Annotated in this window: 13 protein-coding genes; 8 read left to right on the top strand and 5 right to left on the bottom strand. The window is 33.2% G+C overall.

Going from position 1 to position 18,333, the window contains the following annotated elements; genetic code table 11:
- Positions 1-77 precede the first annotated feature (77 nt).
- The 3 genes from IWB64_RS14295 to IWB64_RS14285 form a co-directional block, all read right to left on the bottom strand.
- Positions 78-2,486, bottom strand: coding sequence for an Lcl domain-containing protein (locus tag IWB64_RS14295; protein WP_194534639.1), 2,409 nt, complete (start codon positions 2,484-2,486; stop codon positions 78-80).
- A gap of 682 nt (positions 2,487-3,168) precedes the next feature.
- Complete coding sequence (locus IWB64_RS14290) at positions 3,169-3,741, bottom strand: 3-keto-disaccharide hydrolase (RefSeq protein ID WP_194534638.1); 573 nt, start codon at positions 3,739-3,741, stop codon at positions 3,169-3,171.
- 74 nt (positions 3,742-3,815) lie between these two features.
- A complete protein-coding gene (locus IWB64_RS14285; protein ID WP_194534637.1) occupies positions 3,816-5,069 on the bottom strand; it encodes an NRAMP family divalent metal transporter in 1,254 nt (417 codons plus the stop codon).
- 652 nt (positions 5,070-5,721) lie between these two features.
- Here IWB64_RS14285 and IWB64_RS14280 point away from each other — a divergent pair.
- From IWB64_RS14280 to IWB64_RS14250, 7 genes are all read left to right on the top strand, one after another.
- Positions 5,722-6,429 carry an NADase-type glycan-binding domain-containing protein gene (locus IWB64_RS14280; RefSeq protein ID WP_194534636.1) on the top strand — a complete coding sequence of 236 codons (708 nt, stop codon included), beginning with the start codon at positions 5,722-5,724 and terminating at the stop codon, positions 6,427-6,429.
- 10 nt (positions 6,430-6,439) lie between these two features.
- Positions 6,440-7,627: a WD40/YVTN/BNR-like repeat-containing protein gene (locus IWB64_RS14275; protein WP_194534635.1), complete on the top strand. Its 1,188-nt coding sequence runs from the start codon at positions 6,440-6,442 to the stop codon at positions 7,625-7,627.
- Positions 7,628-7,731: 104 nt separating this feature from the next.
- The gene (locus IWB64_RS14270; protein WP_194534634.1) at positions 7,732-7,995 is read left to right on the top strand and encodes a hypothetical protein; all 264 of its coding nucleotides are present in this window, start codon (positions 7,732-7,734) and stop codon (positions 7,993-7,995) included.
- 109 nt (positions 7,996-8,104) lie between these two features.
- Positions 8,105-8,731 (top strand): DKNYY domain-containing protein, encoded by a 627-nt coding sequence (locus IWB64_RS14265; RefSeq protein WP_194534633.1) that lies wholly within the window; start codon positions 8,105-8,107, stop codon positions 8,729-8,731.
- On the top strand, positions 8,731-9,504 hold the full coding sequence (locus IWB64_RS14260) for a DKNYY domain-containing protein (RefSeq protein WP_194534632.1): 774 nt from the start codon (positions 8,731-8,733) through the stop codon (positions 9,502-9,504). The genes IWB64_RS14265 and IWB64_RS14260 overlap by 1 nt, the downstream gene beginning before the upstream one ends.
- Positions 9,494-12,343, top strand: coding sequence for a toxin-antitoxin system YwqK family antitoxin (locus tag IWB64_RS14255; RefSeq protein WP_194534631.1), 2,850 nt, complete (start codon positions 9,494-9,496; stop codon positions 12,341-12,343). The genes IWB64_RS14260 and IWB64_RS14255 overlap by 11 nt, the downstream gene beginning before the upstream one ends.
- A 5-nt stretch (positions 12,344-12,348) precedes the next feature.
- Positions 12,349-15,084 (top strand): toxin-antitoxin system YwqK family antitoxin, encoded by a 2,736-nt coding sequence (locus IWB64_RS14250; RefSeq protein WP_194534630.1) that lies wholly within the window; start codon positions 12,349-12,351, stop codon positions 15,082-15,084.
- Between the two features lie 538 nt (positions 15,085-15,622).
- Here the strand turns inward: IWB64_RS14250 and IWB64_RS14245 are convergent.
- On the bottom strand, positions 15,623-16,738 hold the full coding sequence (locus IWB64_RS14245) for a BspA family leucine-rich repeat surface protein (RefSeq protein ID WP_194534629.1): 1,116 nt from the start codon (positions 16,736-16,738) through the stop codon (positions 15,623-15,625).
- A 212-nt stretch (positions 16,739-16,950) separates the two neighbouring features.
- The gene (gene miaE / locus IWB64_RS14240; protein WP_194534628.1) at positions 16,951-17,532 is read right to left on the bottom strand and encodes a tRNA-(ms[2]io[6]A)-hydroxylase; all 582 of its coding nucleotides are present in this window, start codon (positions 17,530-17,532) and stop codon (positions 16,951-16,953) included.
- Positions 17,533-17,890: 358 nt separating this feature from the next.
- On the opposite strand from miaE, the gene IWB64_RS14235 reads away from it, so the two are divergent.
- Positions 17,891-18,310: a transposase-like zinc-binding domain-containing protein gene (locus tag IWB64_RS14235; protein ID WP_194534627.1), complete on the top strand. Its 420-nt coding sequence runs from the start codon at positions 17,891-17,893 to the stop codon at positions 18,308-18,310.
- The last annotated feature ends 23 nt before the right edge of the window (positions 18,311-18,333 follow it).

The raw sequence follows: 18,333 nt of genomic DNA, 5'->3' as shown, positions 1-18,333 counted from the left end.
TCAACTCTATCCTATCAACTTTATAAATTATGAAATAGAATTTCAATATTGATTTGTAAGGTTAATTCACTCTTCCCCTATCTCTTAAAATCTTTAATGGCTCGAACTCGAAATTTTCGATGAGTTCCAGAACTATTATAATGATATGAGGCATTACCATCGCTAAATTTTACAAGACGCGCTTGATGCTGATCAAAAGGTGTGGCACTCCAATACAACTCTTTTACGAATTTACCCTTGTTATCCGCACCCTGCCCAATAGTTTTATAAAGGCTCCGTAATTCATCTAGTTCAGGTAATCGCCATCCTTCACCTAATTGCTCGTGAATATTCATAGCGTTTTTCCAGTTCATTGGACCTTTGTCCTCCATATAAGCGATTTTACCCGTTTCATTAGATGGGTCAATGGTAAAAATTATACCGCCATTGTACATATCGCCAACATTTAGTTCCAATTTAGCTCCTGCACTAATCTCATGAGCATTTTCCGTATTGACACTAACATCATCGGAAACCACTTCTACTTTCTCAATTTCTGATGGTGTAAACGATTGTTTTTCAGTATCCCCTATAAATACGTAGGTTACTACTCCAAAAATAGCAAGGGCTGTTATCAATAGCCCAGAACGAACTCTTGTTTTTTTGTCTGCACTTATGTTCTTTTTAGCTTCTTTATATAAATTATTAATTGCGGCAATATTTTTAATCAGAGAACCCTGTACAATGTTAAAATACTTTTTAACAACTTCTTTAAGGGCAGCAGTCCTTTTATGAAGTTTTAAATCCCATTTAACCTCTGACAAGGTTTTTGGTAGTTCAGTCCATTTTTTCTTCTCTACCGCCCTTTGGCTTTTTGATTCTTTACTGTCCAATTTTTCTTCGGAAACAACTCTTTTGGATTTTGCTTCTAACTTTTTATTTAGTAGTTGCCTATATTTTGATAGGCTTTCTTTTGCAGATGTTTTCAACGATGTAACTCTTTCGCCAAATTTCTTTTTCCATTGCGTTTCTCCTAAGGATTTAAGCACCGTAGGCCGTTGTTTGCCCTTTAGTTTTTCTCTGCCCGAGCTTTCATCTGGAACAACTTTTTTGTCCCATGCTTCTATTTTTCTATCTAACAGATGCTTACATTTTGAAATACTTTCTTTTGCAACTGCTTTCAATGATGCAACCCTTTCACCGAGTCTCTTTTTCCATTCCGTTTCTTCTAAGACTTTGAGCATTGTACGGCGTTTTTCCTTCTCTACCGCTACTTGGCTCTTTATTTCTTCTTTGTCAGACTTTTCTATTTCAACTTTTAAAACCTCTACCTCTTTTTTATTATCAAAGAGATAATTATATTTTCCAAGATCAGTTTTTCTTGTGGCTGTTTGCTCTACTGCTACTGTTTCCTCTAGTTCTTTTTCCCGTTGCGTTTCTCTAACGGGATATATTATTTTCTCGCTAATTTTCTCCTCTACTACTAGCTGAATTTTTGGTTCTTCAATAACCCGCTTTCTTTCTGGAACTATACTTCGGGCCTCAATCGTATTCTTGTTATTGAATCGATAGTTGTATTTTGCAAGACTGTTCTTTCTATTAGTTATTCTTTGGGTCGTAACAGTTTCGCCAAATCCTTGTTCCCAAGCCGGCTCTCTTAATGATTCGGTTACTTGCTCCTGTCTTTTCTGCCCTATTGCTATACGTGCCTTTATAAATTCTCTTTCGCGGATTTCTTCTTGAACTACTGCTCTCTTAGCCTCGGCCTCTTTCTCAATAATTCTTTGGTTCTCCGCTTTCTGCTTTAACCATCTCTCCTTTATAATCTGCTCTTGAACCTCTGTCTCCTCAAGAAGTTTATTCTCTTCTTCAACCTGCTTTTTTGCCTCTGCTTCTTTCCTGTTTTTTATCCCATTCTCGTCTTTACTCTCAGTAACACTTTCTTCGAAAAAATCAAATGCAATTTGCCCTTCAGTTGCTAAACTTGACTCCTTCTGTTCCTCGGTACTAACAGGCTTTTCTATAGCACTCTTTTTTGTAAATGAATTGAGCAAACCCATAATGTAATAGGAAACTTGTGTAAAAACTATGTCCGTTGGACTCCCGTTACTTATTGGATTTTCATTTTTGTGAAAGACCTGTAGTTCGTTAAAATTAAAAATACAATGGTCAAAAGTAAAATTGACGTCCCAAGAGCAGTCATCGAGAATTATAGGAACTATTACAGCCTTATCCGCTTTATATCGCTCTATCACCATTCTAAATTCATCGCTTTTGACAAATTCAGAATTCATAAAAGTATTGCTCAATAAAATCGGGAATACATGTGTTTCGTCTAATCGAGATACATTTGCTGATTTCCATAGCTCTATGTCATCAATGGAATCATCACTCCAAATAGCAATATTGAAGTTATTTTTTACGGATTGTAAATGAAGTAAGAAATACTGTAGCACATCTTTATCTTGGCTGGTATAAATTGTAAAGATGTTTTTTGGTAAATTCATTTTAAAAAGAGGAAATTGTAAGTAAAATCTTGTATTAAATTAAGGTTAAAACTACTTTTGCTGCAATTTGAGAAGTTACCTCCGTAGCAGATAAAAATAGGAATAAATATTGTCTAAAAGGGTACTAATCAATAAATTATTTCACTTTATGAAAAGGTTTAATAAAATGTAATTCAAACGTACATTTTATAAATATTTTCCTGTTTTTTCCCTTGTAGCATTGCGATACCCTAACCGATGTAAACTTTTTCTTACTCCAAATGAAACCGGTACTAATTTTAAAATAGAATAAGACATCATCATAGCAATAAGTTGGGGTCATGTGCACTAACTTTTACCTTTTTTTCATCGGCGGCAGCGTTGGGCCTTACGTATTTCCTATTAGAACGATTTACAACGTTTATCGTGTTATAAAGAAATAGTAGAGACAATAGCAGGATAAATGAAGGTAGTAGAGAAAAATCATAGATGGAAAGAGGTGTGCTAAATGGCATTGAAAGACACCATTTTAAGGAAGACACGACCACGGCAATCCTTCTGATACCATAGCCATTTTCTGTTCCTAACCTGTGGGTTGCTTTGCTGTGATGACAATTATGATGTAAAGACCTATTGGAGAGCTACAGAACAATTATGCAATATTCCATTTCAAAATAAACTAATTAGCCCACCAAAATTCGTCCTACTTTAAGATTTTAATTGTAGAATTTCGAAACCTAATTTCCCCTGTTCCTTTAGACTGAAGTCCGATATGACCTTCTGGAAGATTATCGTCTACCATATCTACAGTTAACCGGTTGTTTATCCAGACCTGTATTTTGTTCTTCTTAGCCCTTACTTTTAATGTGTTCCATTTGTTAATAGTTTCAACAAATTCTAATGGTGCTACACGGGTTACGATAGACCCTGTGCTATTGCCTTTATCCGGATGTAAATCCCAAATATTTACTTCGTAACAATTGGTAGGATTTAAATCATTATTCTTACATCGAATAAAAACGCCTGTATTTATGGTGCTATCAGGCTTAAATTCTATTTCTAACACAAAATCTTCATATACTTGTTTAGTTAATAAATAGCCTTCCCTATTTTTAATTGTACTTATCAACTCTTTATTAGAGAAATACCATTTGGCTTCTCCATAGGAATACCAATCACTAGAGCCCTCTTTAAATAATTCTTGTTTTTCGTTGCATGAAATCAACAAAAAAGATAAAATCAGAAGTGTGACTAGAAAAGCTTTATAATTTCTCATGACCGGTGAATTTAGAAATGAATAGTATTATCAATCCAAAAAATGTCTGTTTGATTTATTGACAACTTTTGTTTTTAAAAAATGAGCGTCCAACAATAGTAAAGGGAAAGTAGTGAAAGGAATAAGATTCCGGTATAAGTCAACAACTGTAAACCTTTTTTAGGTTGATATTTCTGAGGGAAATCCGTACTCATTACATTCTTTAGGTTCATATAGCCCACCAACGGCGCTAAAACAAAAGAAATAACAGTAGCTGTGGCAAGAATTACACCCATATTTGCTCCCAATGCCACCAATACAATAATGCTGGTAACAGATATGATAATTATACCTGCCGCATAGTATTTTTTTTCTGTAAACTTATTATGCTCACCAACTATCAATCCAATTACATCTACGCTAACCCTAGCTATAGCATCATGTTGTGTTAGGCAAGTACTATACATTGTGGCAAATGCAGATACAGTAATCAAAACGTATGCCCAATCGCCAATATGCGTTGTAAACAAACTTATGACCTGGTCAGCAAATGTTACGGCGTTTCCACTTAATTCCGTTCCAGAGCCATACAACGTCATACAACCAATAGTCAAAAAGAAAATAGCAAGCACGGCAGTCAATACATATCCCGTATTGAATTCTTGAAGGGCTTCCTTTAAAGGTGGCTTATTTTTATCTATTCTATATTTTTCTGCACTCCAAAGACTTAACCAGCTGCTACCTTCCACAGCTGTAGGCATCCAACCGATTAACGTAATAAGAAACAAGATTCCAAATTCATCAAATAATTCGGGAGCTTTAAAATCAACTATTGGAGTTACTGGACCAGCATTAATAACCAACACCGTTGTACTTAATAGGGCGACAAATAAAATGGGAATTAAAAATTTTAATGTGGTTTCCAACAATTTGTATTTGCCAATTATCAGGATAATACTATTAAAAGTAAACAGACCAACAGCTACAGTTGTAATACTAACAGTGGTTATTCCAAAGAGATTTATAAAGAGTCCGGCAGTAATAGAACAAAGTGCAGCGGGACTTGCCAAACTAGTTGCCAAAGTAATAAAGGCATAGAGCCATAAATACCCTCTGCCCCTATCATTATACCCCTCTATAATACTTTTGCCCGTAACGTTGGTGTATCGAATACCAAATTCAAAAAACGGATATTTTAAAAGGTTAGCCAAAATTATAGGTATGATCATAAACCACCCATATTGGGCACCTGCCTTTGTTGAAAGCACTAAATGCGATGTGCCTATAGCCATACTCGCAAATAAAAGACCTGGTCCAAGGTTTTTTATTATACTTTTAATTCTTCCCATATTTTGCTGTTGGTTGGTTGTGTTTTTCTGCAGAACAATGTAACCAAATTTACCGAGTTCACTGGTTATAATATTAGTAGTGATAACTTTAGCCACATCAACAACAGTAATTTTTATGATGGTGATCAGTTATTTTTTAAATTGATTTTTTGATTTTGAAACTTGCTTTGACCAATGTTAACATTGGTATTAAATGGTATTTTCGGCAGGAGACCAATACGCATTTTATCTTATGACACGATTAAGGAGCATACTTTTTTTATAAATACAACTAAAAGAAACAATTGTGTGTTATAGATGTTTACTGTAAACCTAATCATTCAAATCAACCCATATAACTACTTTTTTTAAGTATCTATATAGCTTAATGCTAAATAAAACACCATTGCCAAGCAGTTTTATACCTAATGGCTTTTATTACCGTTCCATATAAAAGCTATTAAGTGTTTATACTTGAAAGCTATTAAGTGTTTATACTTGACAGCCTAACGAGAGATAAAGCAAGATGCTTCTACAACATTTACTTTTTGTCTTATTATTTTTTTTAACTAGCTATTCTGCAAAAAGTCAAGTCCCCCCAAGTCTTGATTCCACAATAGGAGCACCCTATAATTTTGTTGAAAAGCAGAGCTATTGGTCTATATGCGATTCTTTGGACCAACACTTATTTCCAAAAGAAACTTATACCCGGAACCAATGGAATGCTTTTAGAGACAAATGTGACGAAATAGGCTTTAGTCAAGCAAAAAAAGATCCTTTTAGTATAGTATCCGGTAATGATTGGACAGATGAAAGCTACAACATTCAAAAGCTTGATAAACATATGCCATTTTGTAGCGTTTCTTCTGCTCTAAGTACACTGAAAGACAACATTTACAATCAAACTAGTATAAGTGATTTAAGCTATGCCACTGCTTGGGTAGAAGGTGTCAAAGGAGATGGAATTGGTCAATATGTTGAGTTTAACTTTCCTGCGCAACATCCGCGTATTACAGCCATTAAGATTGCTAACGGTTATGTAAAAGACAAAACTACTTGGCAAAATAACTCCCGTGTAAAGCAATTAAAAGTATGTGTCAATAATAAAGAATTTGCCATTTTAAATCTGAAAGATGTGTATGCAGAACAGACTTTTAAAATACCGACCATTGGTTATGAAATAACATACAGAGGTTTAAATAAAGATGGAACAAGTTGGTATAGCTATAAAGATGCGAATGGTGAGATATTTAAATCATATAATAAAGAAATAACAACCGGAGATACCATCAGGTTTGAGATTATGAGTGTGTATAAAGGCGATAAATATGACGACACCGCTATAACAGAAATTTACTTTGATGGCTTAGATATGTATTAAACAATTTTAAATGAAAATATTACAATCCTTAATATTACTTTTTATAGTTGTTCTAAACTCCTGCAAAGGGCAAAACAACCAAGAAGAAAAGCCACTTACCGGCTTTAATAAGGTAGAACAAGTTTTAGATAATGAGTTTATAACCAAAAACACCATTACCCAAAAAGGAACAAACTTTTTAAATGCTACTACCAATCAAGAAGTTTCTGTTTTACATCATATAGAAAAAACAGGGTTTCATATGTATAATGGCTTAGCGTTCAAAAACAAAAATGTTGGGATTATTGTTGGCGGTGCTGGTTTAATAACCAGAATCACAAAAGATGGTGGTAAAACCTGGCTAGAAAATCGATTTTCTAGATTTGGCAATCCGTTTTATTCAGTAGCATTTTCCGGTGATAACATATTTGTAATTGGTGATAGTGAATACATTTTCACTACTCCAGATTTTGGAAAAAACTGGAGTGTATTTAATACCAAAGAACTATTTGAAAAAAGAGGACGTATTTCTCCCAAATACTACAAAACACGTTTTGTTAATGACAAAATTGGTTTTATAGTAGGCTCTGGGTATATAAGTGGAGAAGAGAATAGCATTTCAGTTATTCTTAAAACCGTAGATGCTGGCAAAACCTGGGCTACTATTGAACATATGGGCTTAGGAAAAGAAACTGAAGGAATTTCAGACTTTGTTGCCCTTTCAGAAAAAGAAATTATTGTAGTGACTTTTTCAGGCAGAAGTTACAAAAGTACTGACGGTGGTATGAATTGGCAACTACTATTTGAGACGGACGGTGAAGATTTTGTAAACCTCAATTCTATTGCTTTCTTAAACCAAAACATTGGGTTAATAGGTGGTTTAAATGGAGACTTATTCTACACCGATAATAGCGGTAATGATTGGCGTAAAATTGATATGCCAAAAGATGGAGATGGGTACAAAGCGAATATTTCTGATATTATTTTTACTAAAGAATCTGCCTTAATTACCACAAGTATATCTTCTGATTATTACAGAGACACCTTTGTATACCAGCTAAATATTGATGGCACCAATTGTAGACCCTTCTTGACTTCCGATAATGAAGATGTTCTATTTACAGGAGAATCATTCGGCATTCAAGCTACAGCAGATGAAGTGCTTATTTTAGATAGAGATAATTTGTATAAAACAGCAATTCAACATAAAGTAAAATAGTCCTAAAAAAGTTTCTACTCTTTATTCATTAAAACAGAAAAAAACAGGTGTTTGGAAATACTTTGAGCAGAATGGGAAACGTAAACCGGCTGAATTAAAAGAAAATGAATTTTAGAATAGAAGATATCGAAGTTAGTGGTGAAACATATGCTATTAACATACCAGAAGACGAAATATATTTAGCTGCTCTTTATGATTCCGCACAAGCTGCAAAAACTATTTACATTAACCTTTCTGATGAGTTAAAAGTGAAACTTTCTCTCTTTCAGATAGAAACGATACTTAATTATCAAGCTAATTATATTGAAAACCAAAATAGAACGAATCCAGATTATATTGAGCTAGATAAGTCCAATATTGAGTTTTAAAAAAAAAGGATTAAATCAATAGGAAGAGGTACATCCAAGGATGAAATTCTAGAAATTTTTCATACAGAATCATTTTATCTAAAGCTTATAAACGTAATTGATTAATTAAATGAATCTGAGGGACCCACATACTTTTAAGGTTATTAGTGAATTTATAACGATAGATAAATTGGGGGTTTATCTTCAAAATAAACTAATACCAAATAGTGATGGTTTAAGTTTTAAATTACTTGATGGTGGGTATGCTGTAGATAATAATCAAGTATATTATATTCCCACTAATTTTTATACCGTTTTAAAAGAGGCTGATAAAGAAACATTTGAAATCATTACTTCTAGTTTTGTTTCTTATGCAAAAGATAAAAATCAGGTGTATTGTAATGAGCATATTATTGAAAGAGCCGACCCCTATTCATTTAAAATACTTGATAATTTGAATGGATATTCAAAAGATAAAAATCATGTATATCATCATTATGCTATTATGAAAGATACAGATGTAAATTCTTTTCAACTTTTAAAGTATGACTTAGCAAAAGACAACAAATCTATTTTCTATCGAGGTCTACCAGTTAAAGAAGTTGATTATGAATCCTTTAAAATGATTGAAGGCAATTCTGGCTATGATGGCGAAGACAAAAACAATTATTATAGATCTGGTGGTGGTACGCATGATGATGGTAGCTTAGGAATTTGGTCTAAAGAAAAAGAAAAATGGTTAAAAAGAGAATTTTAATGAAACCATATAAACTTATTTTAATGGTGTTATTATTAGTTTCTTGCTCAGATGCTGACGAAACCTATTACGAGATAAGCGGAGATGAAGTACTATACCATTCCGTTTATAGACTTGGACAGGAATACTACACAAAAACGCATACTTCCATTGAAGTTGTAGAAGGGGCAGATGCAAAAACCTTTCAGCAATTAACGAAATATTACGGCATAGATAAATTGAGTGTTTTTAACGAAACTAAAAAACTGATTAAACGAGACCCAGCTACCTTTAAGGTTATAAAAAGATACGTTACGGCTGATAAATATGGTGTGTATTATGACAATAATATTATTCCAAACAGTCATGGTCCAAGCTTTAGGTTTTTAAACGACAAATATGCTGTAGACGATAATCAAGTATATTACAATCCTTCTGACCCTAACAGCATTTTACATGGTATTGACAAAAATTCTTTTTCGGTTTTAGGTGATGATTACAGCGAGTATGCTAAAGATAAAAAACAGGTATTCTATAAGGGGAAATCAATCGATGACGCCGATGTTAATTCATTTAGCATTTTAAAAAATGATTTTTCTAAAGATGGAACATCTATATTCTTTAAAAGGGAAAAAATTAAAGAAGCCGACTATAATTCGTTTCAAATTTTAAGTTACGAAGAGGTAAAAGAATACGAATACAAATTCGAGGCGCAAGACCACAACAATCTTTATAGTGGCAACGGTAGTAGTATCAGAATAACCAAGAAAACCGAAGTAACAAATGAACATTAAAAATCAATTCTTACTATTACTTGTCTTTTGTAGCATTACCAACCTTATAGCGCAAAAGGATACGCTCTACTTCAATTTGAAATGGAATAAAACAGACAAAAGCAATGCTGCCTTTTTTCGCCTTGTACCGTTAGAAAAAAAGGGCGATTTATATAATGTAAAAGACTATTATATAAACGGTAATCTGCAAATGCAGGGCTACTGGTCTAATTTGGAAAAAGAGACCTTGCATGGCAAAATAACCTGGTATTTTGAAGACGGCACAAAGTCTATTGAATCAGTTTATAATAATGGTCTATTAGATGGAACAAATACCATTTATAAAAAAGGAGGTCAGGTAAGCTCTAGAGGCGTCTACAAGAACAACAAGCCTTATTCAGGTAGTTTTATCGTTTACCGATTATTACAAACCTACGCCAATGGAATATTAAATGGCGAAGAAATAAGTTATGCTGAAAATGGCAAAATAGCCACTAGAGGAATTAATAAAAACGGTAAACGATTTAGTGGAGAATTTGCCAATACACAAACAGAAAAAACCACGTACACAGACGGAAAAAATGACGGTTTCACCACAGCATACTATGATTTAAATTTTAGTCAAAAAAAGCAGAAGTATGCTATTAGCAATGGTTTAAAAGAAGGCGAAGAAATTTCCTATTACGAAGACGGTAAAGAAAAAGCTAGAGGTATAAATAAGGCGGGGATGTCATATAACGGTTCATTTTACAATGAATATACGCGCAAAATCGCCTCATATAAAGAAGGCGTTTTTCATGGTCCGCTCACCACCTTCAATGAACAAGGAAAAATAATTTCCATACGTGAATATGTTAATGGTAAGGTTTCAGGCAGGGTTGTAAGTACGGGGCTTTTTAAAACCAAAACATGTGAATGTGAGTATAGAAATCAAAAACCTTTCAACGGTGAAGAATGCAAAGGTTATGACGTTTATGAGTATGTAGATGGTCTATTGGTAAAGCTAACCTCCTACAATTCTGAAAATGAAGATGAAAAAATAGAAATTCAGTTGTTTCAGGATAAAGAGAAAACTAAAAAACTCGTTAACCTAAACGGAGAAACATACGAGCTACTTTATAAAAATGGCAAGGCATATTCTGGTCAAGATTATGATCGTATATCGGGTAGTTTAACCACTTTTAAAAATGGCACAAAAGAAGGTCCTTTTCGAATTAGTAAGAAATATAAGGGCTATATAGCAACTGGTAATTATAACCAAGGCGTTTACGAAGGAAAAATAGAATTTGAAAATTTACAAAGTAAGACAAGTACATTTTGTATGTACCAAAATGGAAAACCAATTGATGGCACCGCAATTTACAAAGACACCATTATATCTTATAAAAATGGACTAAAACATGGTCTAGAAATGCCTATGCAAGCTTACGGTGCTTATAATTCACCTTTTGATAGTATTAGTAGAAACTATGTAGATGGTAAGCTACATGGTCAAATTAAATACTTTGAAGAAAGTACATTAATAGCAGAAGGACTGTACAATAACAACAAACCTTTTACCGGAGTATTTTATGAGTATTCTGGCGGCACTAATTATACCCGCAACACCTACAACGAAGGCGAACAATTAAAAGAGGAATACATCTCTCAGAAATTTAAAGCTAACTACGAATATAAAGACAGTAAACTTCAGCAAGGAAAATTCTATTACAATGAAGATTTAATTGCTGAGGGCAGCTATAAAAACGGCATTCCGTTTGAAGGTAGTTTTGCATCTCTAGAAAAAATCGACAAAAACTATTTCCCTGAGAAGTACACACTTACTAGCTATAAAAAAGGCAAGAAAAATGGAGAAGAAACTGTGGTTAATTTCAAAGAGAATTCAATAGAAAAAGTGATTCAATATAAAAATGGAAAAATCCTAAGCCAAATTATTTTTCTCCCTTTCAAAGACAAAAACAGTCTTGTAGGTACCTATAAAAACAACATGCCTTTTTCAGGAGATTTTTTAACGACCCTAGCTATTAACCTACCTGATACAGAAACGAAAAGTAGCTATCAATCTGTAAGTCATTATGAAAACGGTAAAAAATCGGGCATGGAATACTATACTACCATGGGTTCTAATATGCAGGTAGTTTTAGATAGTGTAAGCTATAAAAACGGAAAACCATTTCAAGGCAATCTAATTGAAATATACCATAGCGATACCCTAGAACACCTTTATGAAAATGGAAGTTTAATACAGACCAATATTTTTACATGGGGTCTTAGTAAAAAACCAGATGCAATAGTTAGGTATACCAATGAAGGCTATAAAACTACTAATGAACAATCTTCTAATAACACGACCAATTATTCTAGTGAAGTAACTTATATAAATACCGATTCTAGTGCAGGAACCGCAATTATTACCGGCTATGGAAATGAATTGGGAAGATTTTCATTTTCAAAAAAAGGAATTTCTGATGCTTCATTTTCATTTAAGGAATATGGCACAAACGTTACCATAGAAAGTATTTCTTTGAATAAAATAAATCTAGTTTTTGACTTAGAAAATATGCTGATTAAGTTTGAAAGTACACTTAAACCTGCGCATATTATAAAACCTAGTGATGTTCAAGACTGGCTTCGACTATTTTATTTTGGTGATGGTCCGGCAAGTTTTTATTTAGATGGTGAAGAAACTCCTATTGCCACATGTATGTATAAAGAAGGCAGAGAGCACAACGGTGTTACAACTAATATAAACAAAAATGGCAGCTATAACTTTAACTTGTATAAGAAAGGTAAATTGGTTGAAGATCAAAAAAATATAACCAAACAGCAATTAGTACAACTAATTAAAACCAAACATTAACTATAATGAAAAGCATACTCCCCCTACTCTTTTTAGTTTTTACTATCCAAATAACGGCACAACAAGACACGCTCTATTTTGACGCTGATTGGCATAGAACCGAAAAAGCTAATGCATCGTTTTTTAGACCGTTACCACTAGAAAAAGAGGGTGATCTGTATCATGTAAAAGACTATTTCATAAGCGGAAACATTCAGATGGATGGCTATTGGTCAAACCTTGAAGATGAAATTAATCAAGGAAAAATACAATGGTACCATGAAAATGGTCAGCTTTTAGAAAGTAGGCATTACACTAATGGTAAACTTAACGGAGAATCATTGGTCTACTCCCAAAACGGATTTTTAAGAGCCAAGGGCGAATATAGAAATGATGAAGGTTGGGAAGGTACTTTTATTCACCCATGCTGTTTTAATGGTTACATACCCATTTACAAAGAAGGTAAGCGTATTGGTCAGCAAATATTTTATGAAGACTCCGATCAACTAGCGCAACAGAAATTACAACAGAATGACAGTATTGATATAGCATTATATTTTGATAAAAAAGGAAATAAAATAGGGGAAAATCAATATATAAATGGAAATATAAAAAACGGAATGTTAGCCACATTTTTCATCAATAAAGAAGATGATGCCTTAGGTTTAGAAGACTATATGCATTTTAAAAATGGAAAATTAAATGGTGAGTATGCTACTTTTTCTGACGATGGTAAATTGTTTTCAAAAGTCGATTATAAAGATGACCAACCTTATAACGGAACTGTCTTTAACTACAGTAACTTAAAAACATATGCCAACGGAAAATTAGAAGGTGAGGAAATAGGATATTCAAGAAAAAAAGAAGCAATCACTAGAGGAATAAACAAAGATGGAGAACATTGGGATGGTGAATTCGTAGATAGTTATGAAAATAAAATTTCTAGTTACAAGGAAGGCAGGTTAGATGGCAAACAAACTTCATTTTATTCGGATAGCTTGAAGCAAGTGAAGGCATATGACCATATTAAAAATAATGATAAAAACGGGGAAAGCGCCTTTTACTTGCAAGATGGTAAAGAAGTGGCAAAGGGAATCTACAAGGACCATAAACCTTGGAACGGAACTTTTTATAATCCCTACAGTTTGTCTTTTTCTTCATTTAAGGATGGAAAAAAACATGGAATGTTTACTCAGTATAACTACGAAGGTGAAGTTGTAGAACAACAAGCATATGAAAATGATTTACTTACTGGAAAGGTCAAAAGTAATCTTATAGATGGAGATATTTGCGAATGTATTTATAAAAAAGGGAATCCGTACACGGGTCAAGTTTGTGACAACTATACCAAAACGCACTATAAAAAAGGGCTTATTGTTAAAATAGACAATTTCAATTTTGATTATAAAAATGATACTTTAGTTTTTACTGGTAGCACCACTTACGAAAACGGAATTGTTAGCGCACAATCTATTATTGCAAAAGGTAAAACCTATGCATTAACCTTTAAAAATGAACTACCGTACAACGGTGTTCATTACGTAGCTTATAATGAAGAAATTACCACCTATAAAAATGGAATTAAAGAAGGTGTTTTTTTAGAGCAAGACGAAAACAATCGAGATTTAACTATTAGTGGTATTTATAAGAAAAATCAACGCCATGGATTAATTGAGTTCTATGAAAAGGACTTAGACAGGAAGACCACTTGTATCTATAAAAAAGGGAAACCTATAAAGGGTACCGTTATATATGACCATACGTTTACAACCTACAAAAACGGTCTAAAACAAGGGATTGAAAAAGAAATCACTGAAACAAGGCTCGAAGAAGTTATAGGCAGACAGGCAGAATACGATAAGGGAATTATTTTAACCGAATCATACCCTCACTTAAAAGATTCAAAAGGAGAAATTGCCAAAGGCGTGTACAAAAATGGCAAACCATATAATGGTGATTTTTTTAAATTCGATCCTATACTAGCCTCATTCACCCATTATGAGAATGGGAAAATATTTGGAGCGCAATACGTAGGTTTTAACGATTACCAAACCCTAGTAGTTGTAGATTCTATGCAATATAAATCTGGTAGACCGTACCAGGGCAGGTTTATGGAGCATACAGAAGACAGGTTGCATTTTCACGAATACCAAAACGGAAAACTTGTTAAAACAATAGTAACAAAAGAGGATTTAAATCAAAAAATACGAAATACGGTTATCTATACGGATACCGGATTTACGGTTGCAGAAAGAGATTCAGATTTAGTGATGTTCAGAGGTACATATTTGAATGAAGAACAAACGAAAGCAAAAGTTGAAGTATACACTGATGTTAATGTGTCAGCAGGCACACTAGAATATGATAAAAATAAAATAACTACAATCGGCATTAATTATCATGAAGCGCGCTATGATATCAATTATTCATTAGTTGATTCTAAATTAGTTATCACCTTGAAAAAAGAAGGAATATTATTAAAGGCATATCCTAGTTTAAAACATATTAATCAGTTTACATACAAAAATTTCCTTAACCCAGAAGAGCTTTTTGTTGATGGTGAAGTAACCATGTATTCTTATGTAGACAATAAGCTTTTAGCAACAGGTGTAATTCTTAACAATGATTTCTACGATGGTGAACATATTCGTTATGACAAAAGCAGTAAAACCTACAGCTACTTTAAATATGAAAAAGGAGAGCGTTTAACTTGGGAAACTAGCCTAACCAAAGAAGCCCTTTTAAAGTTATTAGGCAAATAATCTTTAAACCAATTATGCGGTTACTAAATATTCCTATTATTTTATTGGGTTGTGTCTTAAGCTAAAAAATCAACTCTTGATCAAATGGAACTATTGTAAAGAACCTCATCTATACCCACCGGAACTTCCCTATCCTATACATCTATTAACCTGAGGAACAAAAGATTTTATATTAATTGAACCAGAAACAAAAAAAGCAGCCCGTAGGCTGATTTCTATCACTTAAAATATTATTATTCTTATTCATCTACACACGCTAAGGTTGTCAAGTAAGTTTCGTTATCACCACCATCTGTGGAAACAGATGAAACTGTTGCTGTTTTTGGGTAGTCACCATCACCAATATAGGACATGTTAATTGTTTACTATATTTCACCTTCCTCATTTTTGTACACTACTTGAGAAGGGTTATTGTTTGCAAACAAGGCTTTTGCTTTTAAAATTCTTGCGATTATGAGCTACAGCAAAATTCAATTGGACCTCATCCATTATATCGATTATTCCTGTAGCCCCAATTGTTCTATAAAATAGGCTTGATTTAACCTCCAAAACAAGTTCCTGCCGTTGGTAGTTGACTCTCTGCCAATGAACTATCAGACCAAAATGAATTACACTCTGTAACATTTTCCGTAGCCCAACCAGATAAGTTTTGACTAAATAATAAAGCGTCGTTAAACATATTCTCCATATTAGTCACTTTACTTACATCCCATTCAGATATATCTTGATTAAAAACTTCAGCGTTGAAAAACATACTGTCCATATCCGTTACGTTACTTACGTTCCACGCACTTAAATCACTATTGAAAATATGTGCACCATAGAACATAAAATACATATCTGCTACCTGACTTACATCCCAAGAAGAAATATCTTGATTGAAAGCTTTATCCTTTAAGAACATGGATTTCATACTGGTTACATTACTTACATCCCATGTAGAAATGTCTTGATTAAAATTATTTGCTTCGTAAAACATGTAGCCCATATTCGTAACATTGCTTACATCCCAATCCTTAAGTTCGCTATTAAAAAACGTAGCACTGGCGAACATTGCATACATATCTGTTACTCTAGATAAATCCGGCACATCGGTAGCATTAAAAACAATATTCGTGCAATTTTGAAATGCACGGTTCATACTCTCCCATTTAATATCCCCCCAATTTTCCACAGTCAACAATTTAGTATTGGCATATGGTGAGTCGTTATAAATAGCTGGAAAATCACCGGTTATTTGAACGGTATATACGCCCTCTTTAGCATATTCATGAATAGTATTCTCACTTAATCCGGTGTCTATGGTTCCATCACCCCAGTTTACTGTAAAGTTATAAGGAGTATTTACCTCCGGATTTGTTCTGATCCAGATATAATCTTGATCATAAGCAGCTTCCCATGTAATTATAAAAGCACTTTCATCATAAGGGTCGTCTTGAGGACCTTCTATTATCTCTTCCTCCTCTTCTACAACCTCCTCTTCTTCCTCTGTATTCTCGTCTTCTTCAGTTTCTTCGGTTATAGTATTTTCTGTAGTAGTTTCTTCATCCACTACGATTGAGTTCTGATCTGCATTGTCTTTACTACAAGAAATAGCAAAAACAAAAACTAAAATAGCAAGGATAAAATTTTTGAAAATGTTTAGATGGGACATATTACGAATCTGTTTAATTTATCTGTTAATAAAAGAAACTAGATAACGATTTGAAAGCTAATCATATTGTACAAAATATGCGATACTGTTTATGCTCTAAAACAATAACAGTATCTCTTTCAATTTTTCAATTACTTACAAATAAAAATTAATCAAAAACCTTCTAATCCAAGAGTTAGACACAACTAATTTTTAAACTAAGTGTCCATGTTTCATCCATGTATAGTTTCATCTTTTCCGTAGTTTTTAATGACTTCCGCTTCAAATGCGACAAGCTCCTGCCAGCGTTTGTCTACATCTACATCTTGACCGTATTTGCGAGCAAAACCAATGAAAGTAGTATAATGGCCTGCTTCACTGATCATTAAATCATGATAGAATTTAGACAGTTCGGGGTCTTTAATTTCTGCTGAAAGTAATTTGAAGCGCTCACAACTCCTAGCTTCGATCATAGCAGAAAACAAGAGTCTATCTACCATAGATTTAACCCTACTTCCTCCTTTATTCATAAACTTGTAAAGCTCGTTAACATAACTGTCCTTACGTTCTCTCCCTAAAGTGTAACCTCGTTTTTTAATGATGTCATGTACCATTTGAAAATGTTCTAATTCTTCTTGAGCTAAGAGGAGTAAATCGGTAACTAAATCCGGATACTCAGAATTAAGGGTAATTATAGTGATTGCGTTAGTAGCGGCTTTTTGTTCGCACCATGCATGGTCTGTAAGTATTTCTTCTATATTTTTTTCAACAATATTAACCCAACGTGGGTCTGTTGCTAATTTTAAATGAAGCATGGGCTGTGTTATTTTTTTTGTAAAAATAGGTATCCGTAGATAAAGAAATCAATAAACCTTAACTCTTTGAAAAAGTATACTATGCAAAAAGTACAAATAAATTGTTGCTACAATAATCTTTAAAATTGATATAACTACGCTGAAAAATAGGTATAAGCTTATAAACATTCACATTTCTAAATTAAATTATTAATATATAAGCGATTATACGATTACAAGAAAGTATTATGATCATTTTTTTGAAATACCCGAAAAACATGATGCTTGAAGGAATAATTGACCTTTTGTCGAATAAATTTTCATGACTTATTCAGATATTTTATTGCTAAATTGATATATTTATGCAAAATTGGTATACATGAAAATTGAACTATGTCCTAACTGTGGTTCTGACAGCTATATAAAAAGTGGAATTGTTAATAATAGACAGCGATTCAAGTGCAAAAAATGCAATTATTTTTTTTCTGTAAATAAAATTGGAAAAAAAATTGATGCCTATTATGTAAATAAATCACTCCAACTATACCTGGAAGGATTAACCTACCGAGAGATTGAACGCATTTTAGGGGTCTCCCATGTAAGCATCATGAACTGGGTTAAAAAATATAATATTAAACGGCCTTACAATTCTGATTACCACCCTACTTACAAAATTTTGAATGCTTCGGAACTTGGAGATTATTTTCAAAAACCCGAAAATATTAAAGGTGCCGGCGTTATAGTTACCGAGTTAGGAGATAAGTTTATGCTCATAAAATGGGAACGCTTTAAGGAATAACTATATAAATTTACCAAAAAAAT

Source organism: Zobellia nedashkovskayae (assembly GCF_015330125.1).
Taxonomy (GTDB): domain Bacteria; phylum Bacteroidota; class Bacteroidia; order Flavobacteriales; family Flavobacteriaceae; genus Zobellia; species Zobellia nedashkovskayae.
This window is presented reverse-complemented; position numbering and strand designations above follow the sequence as displayed.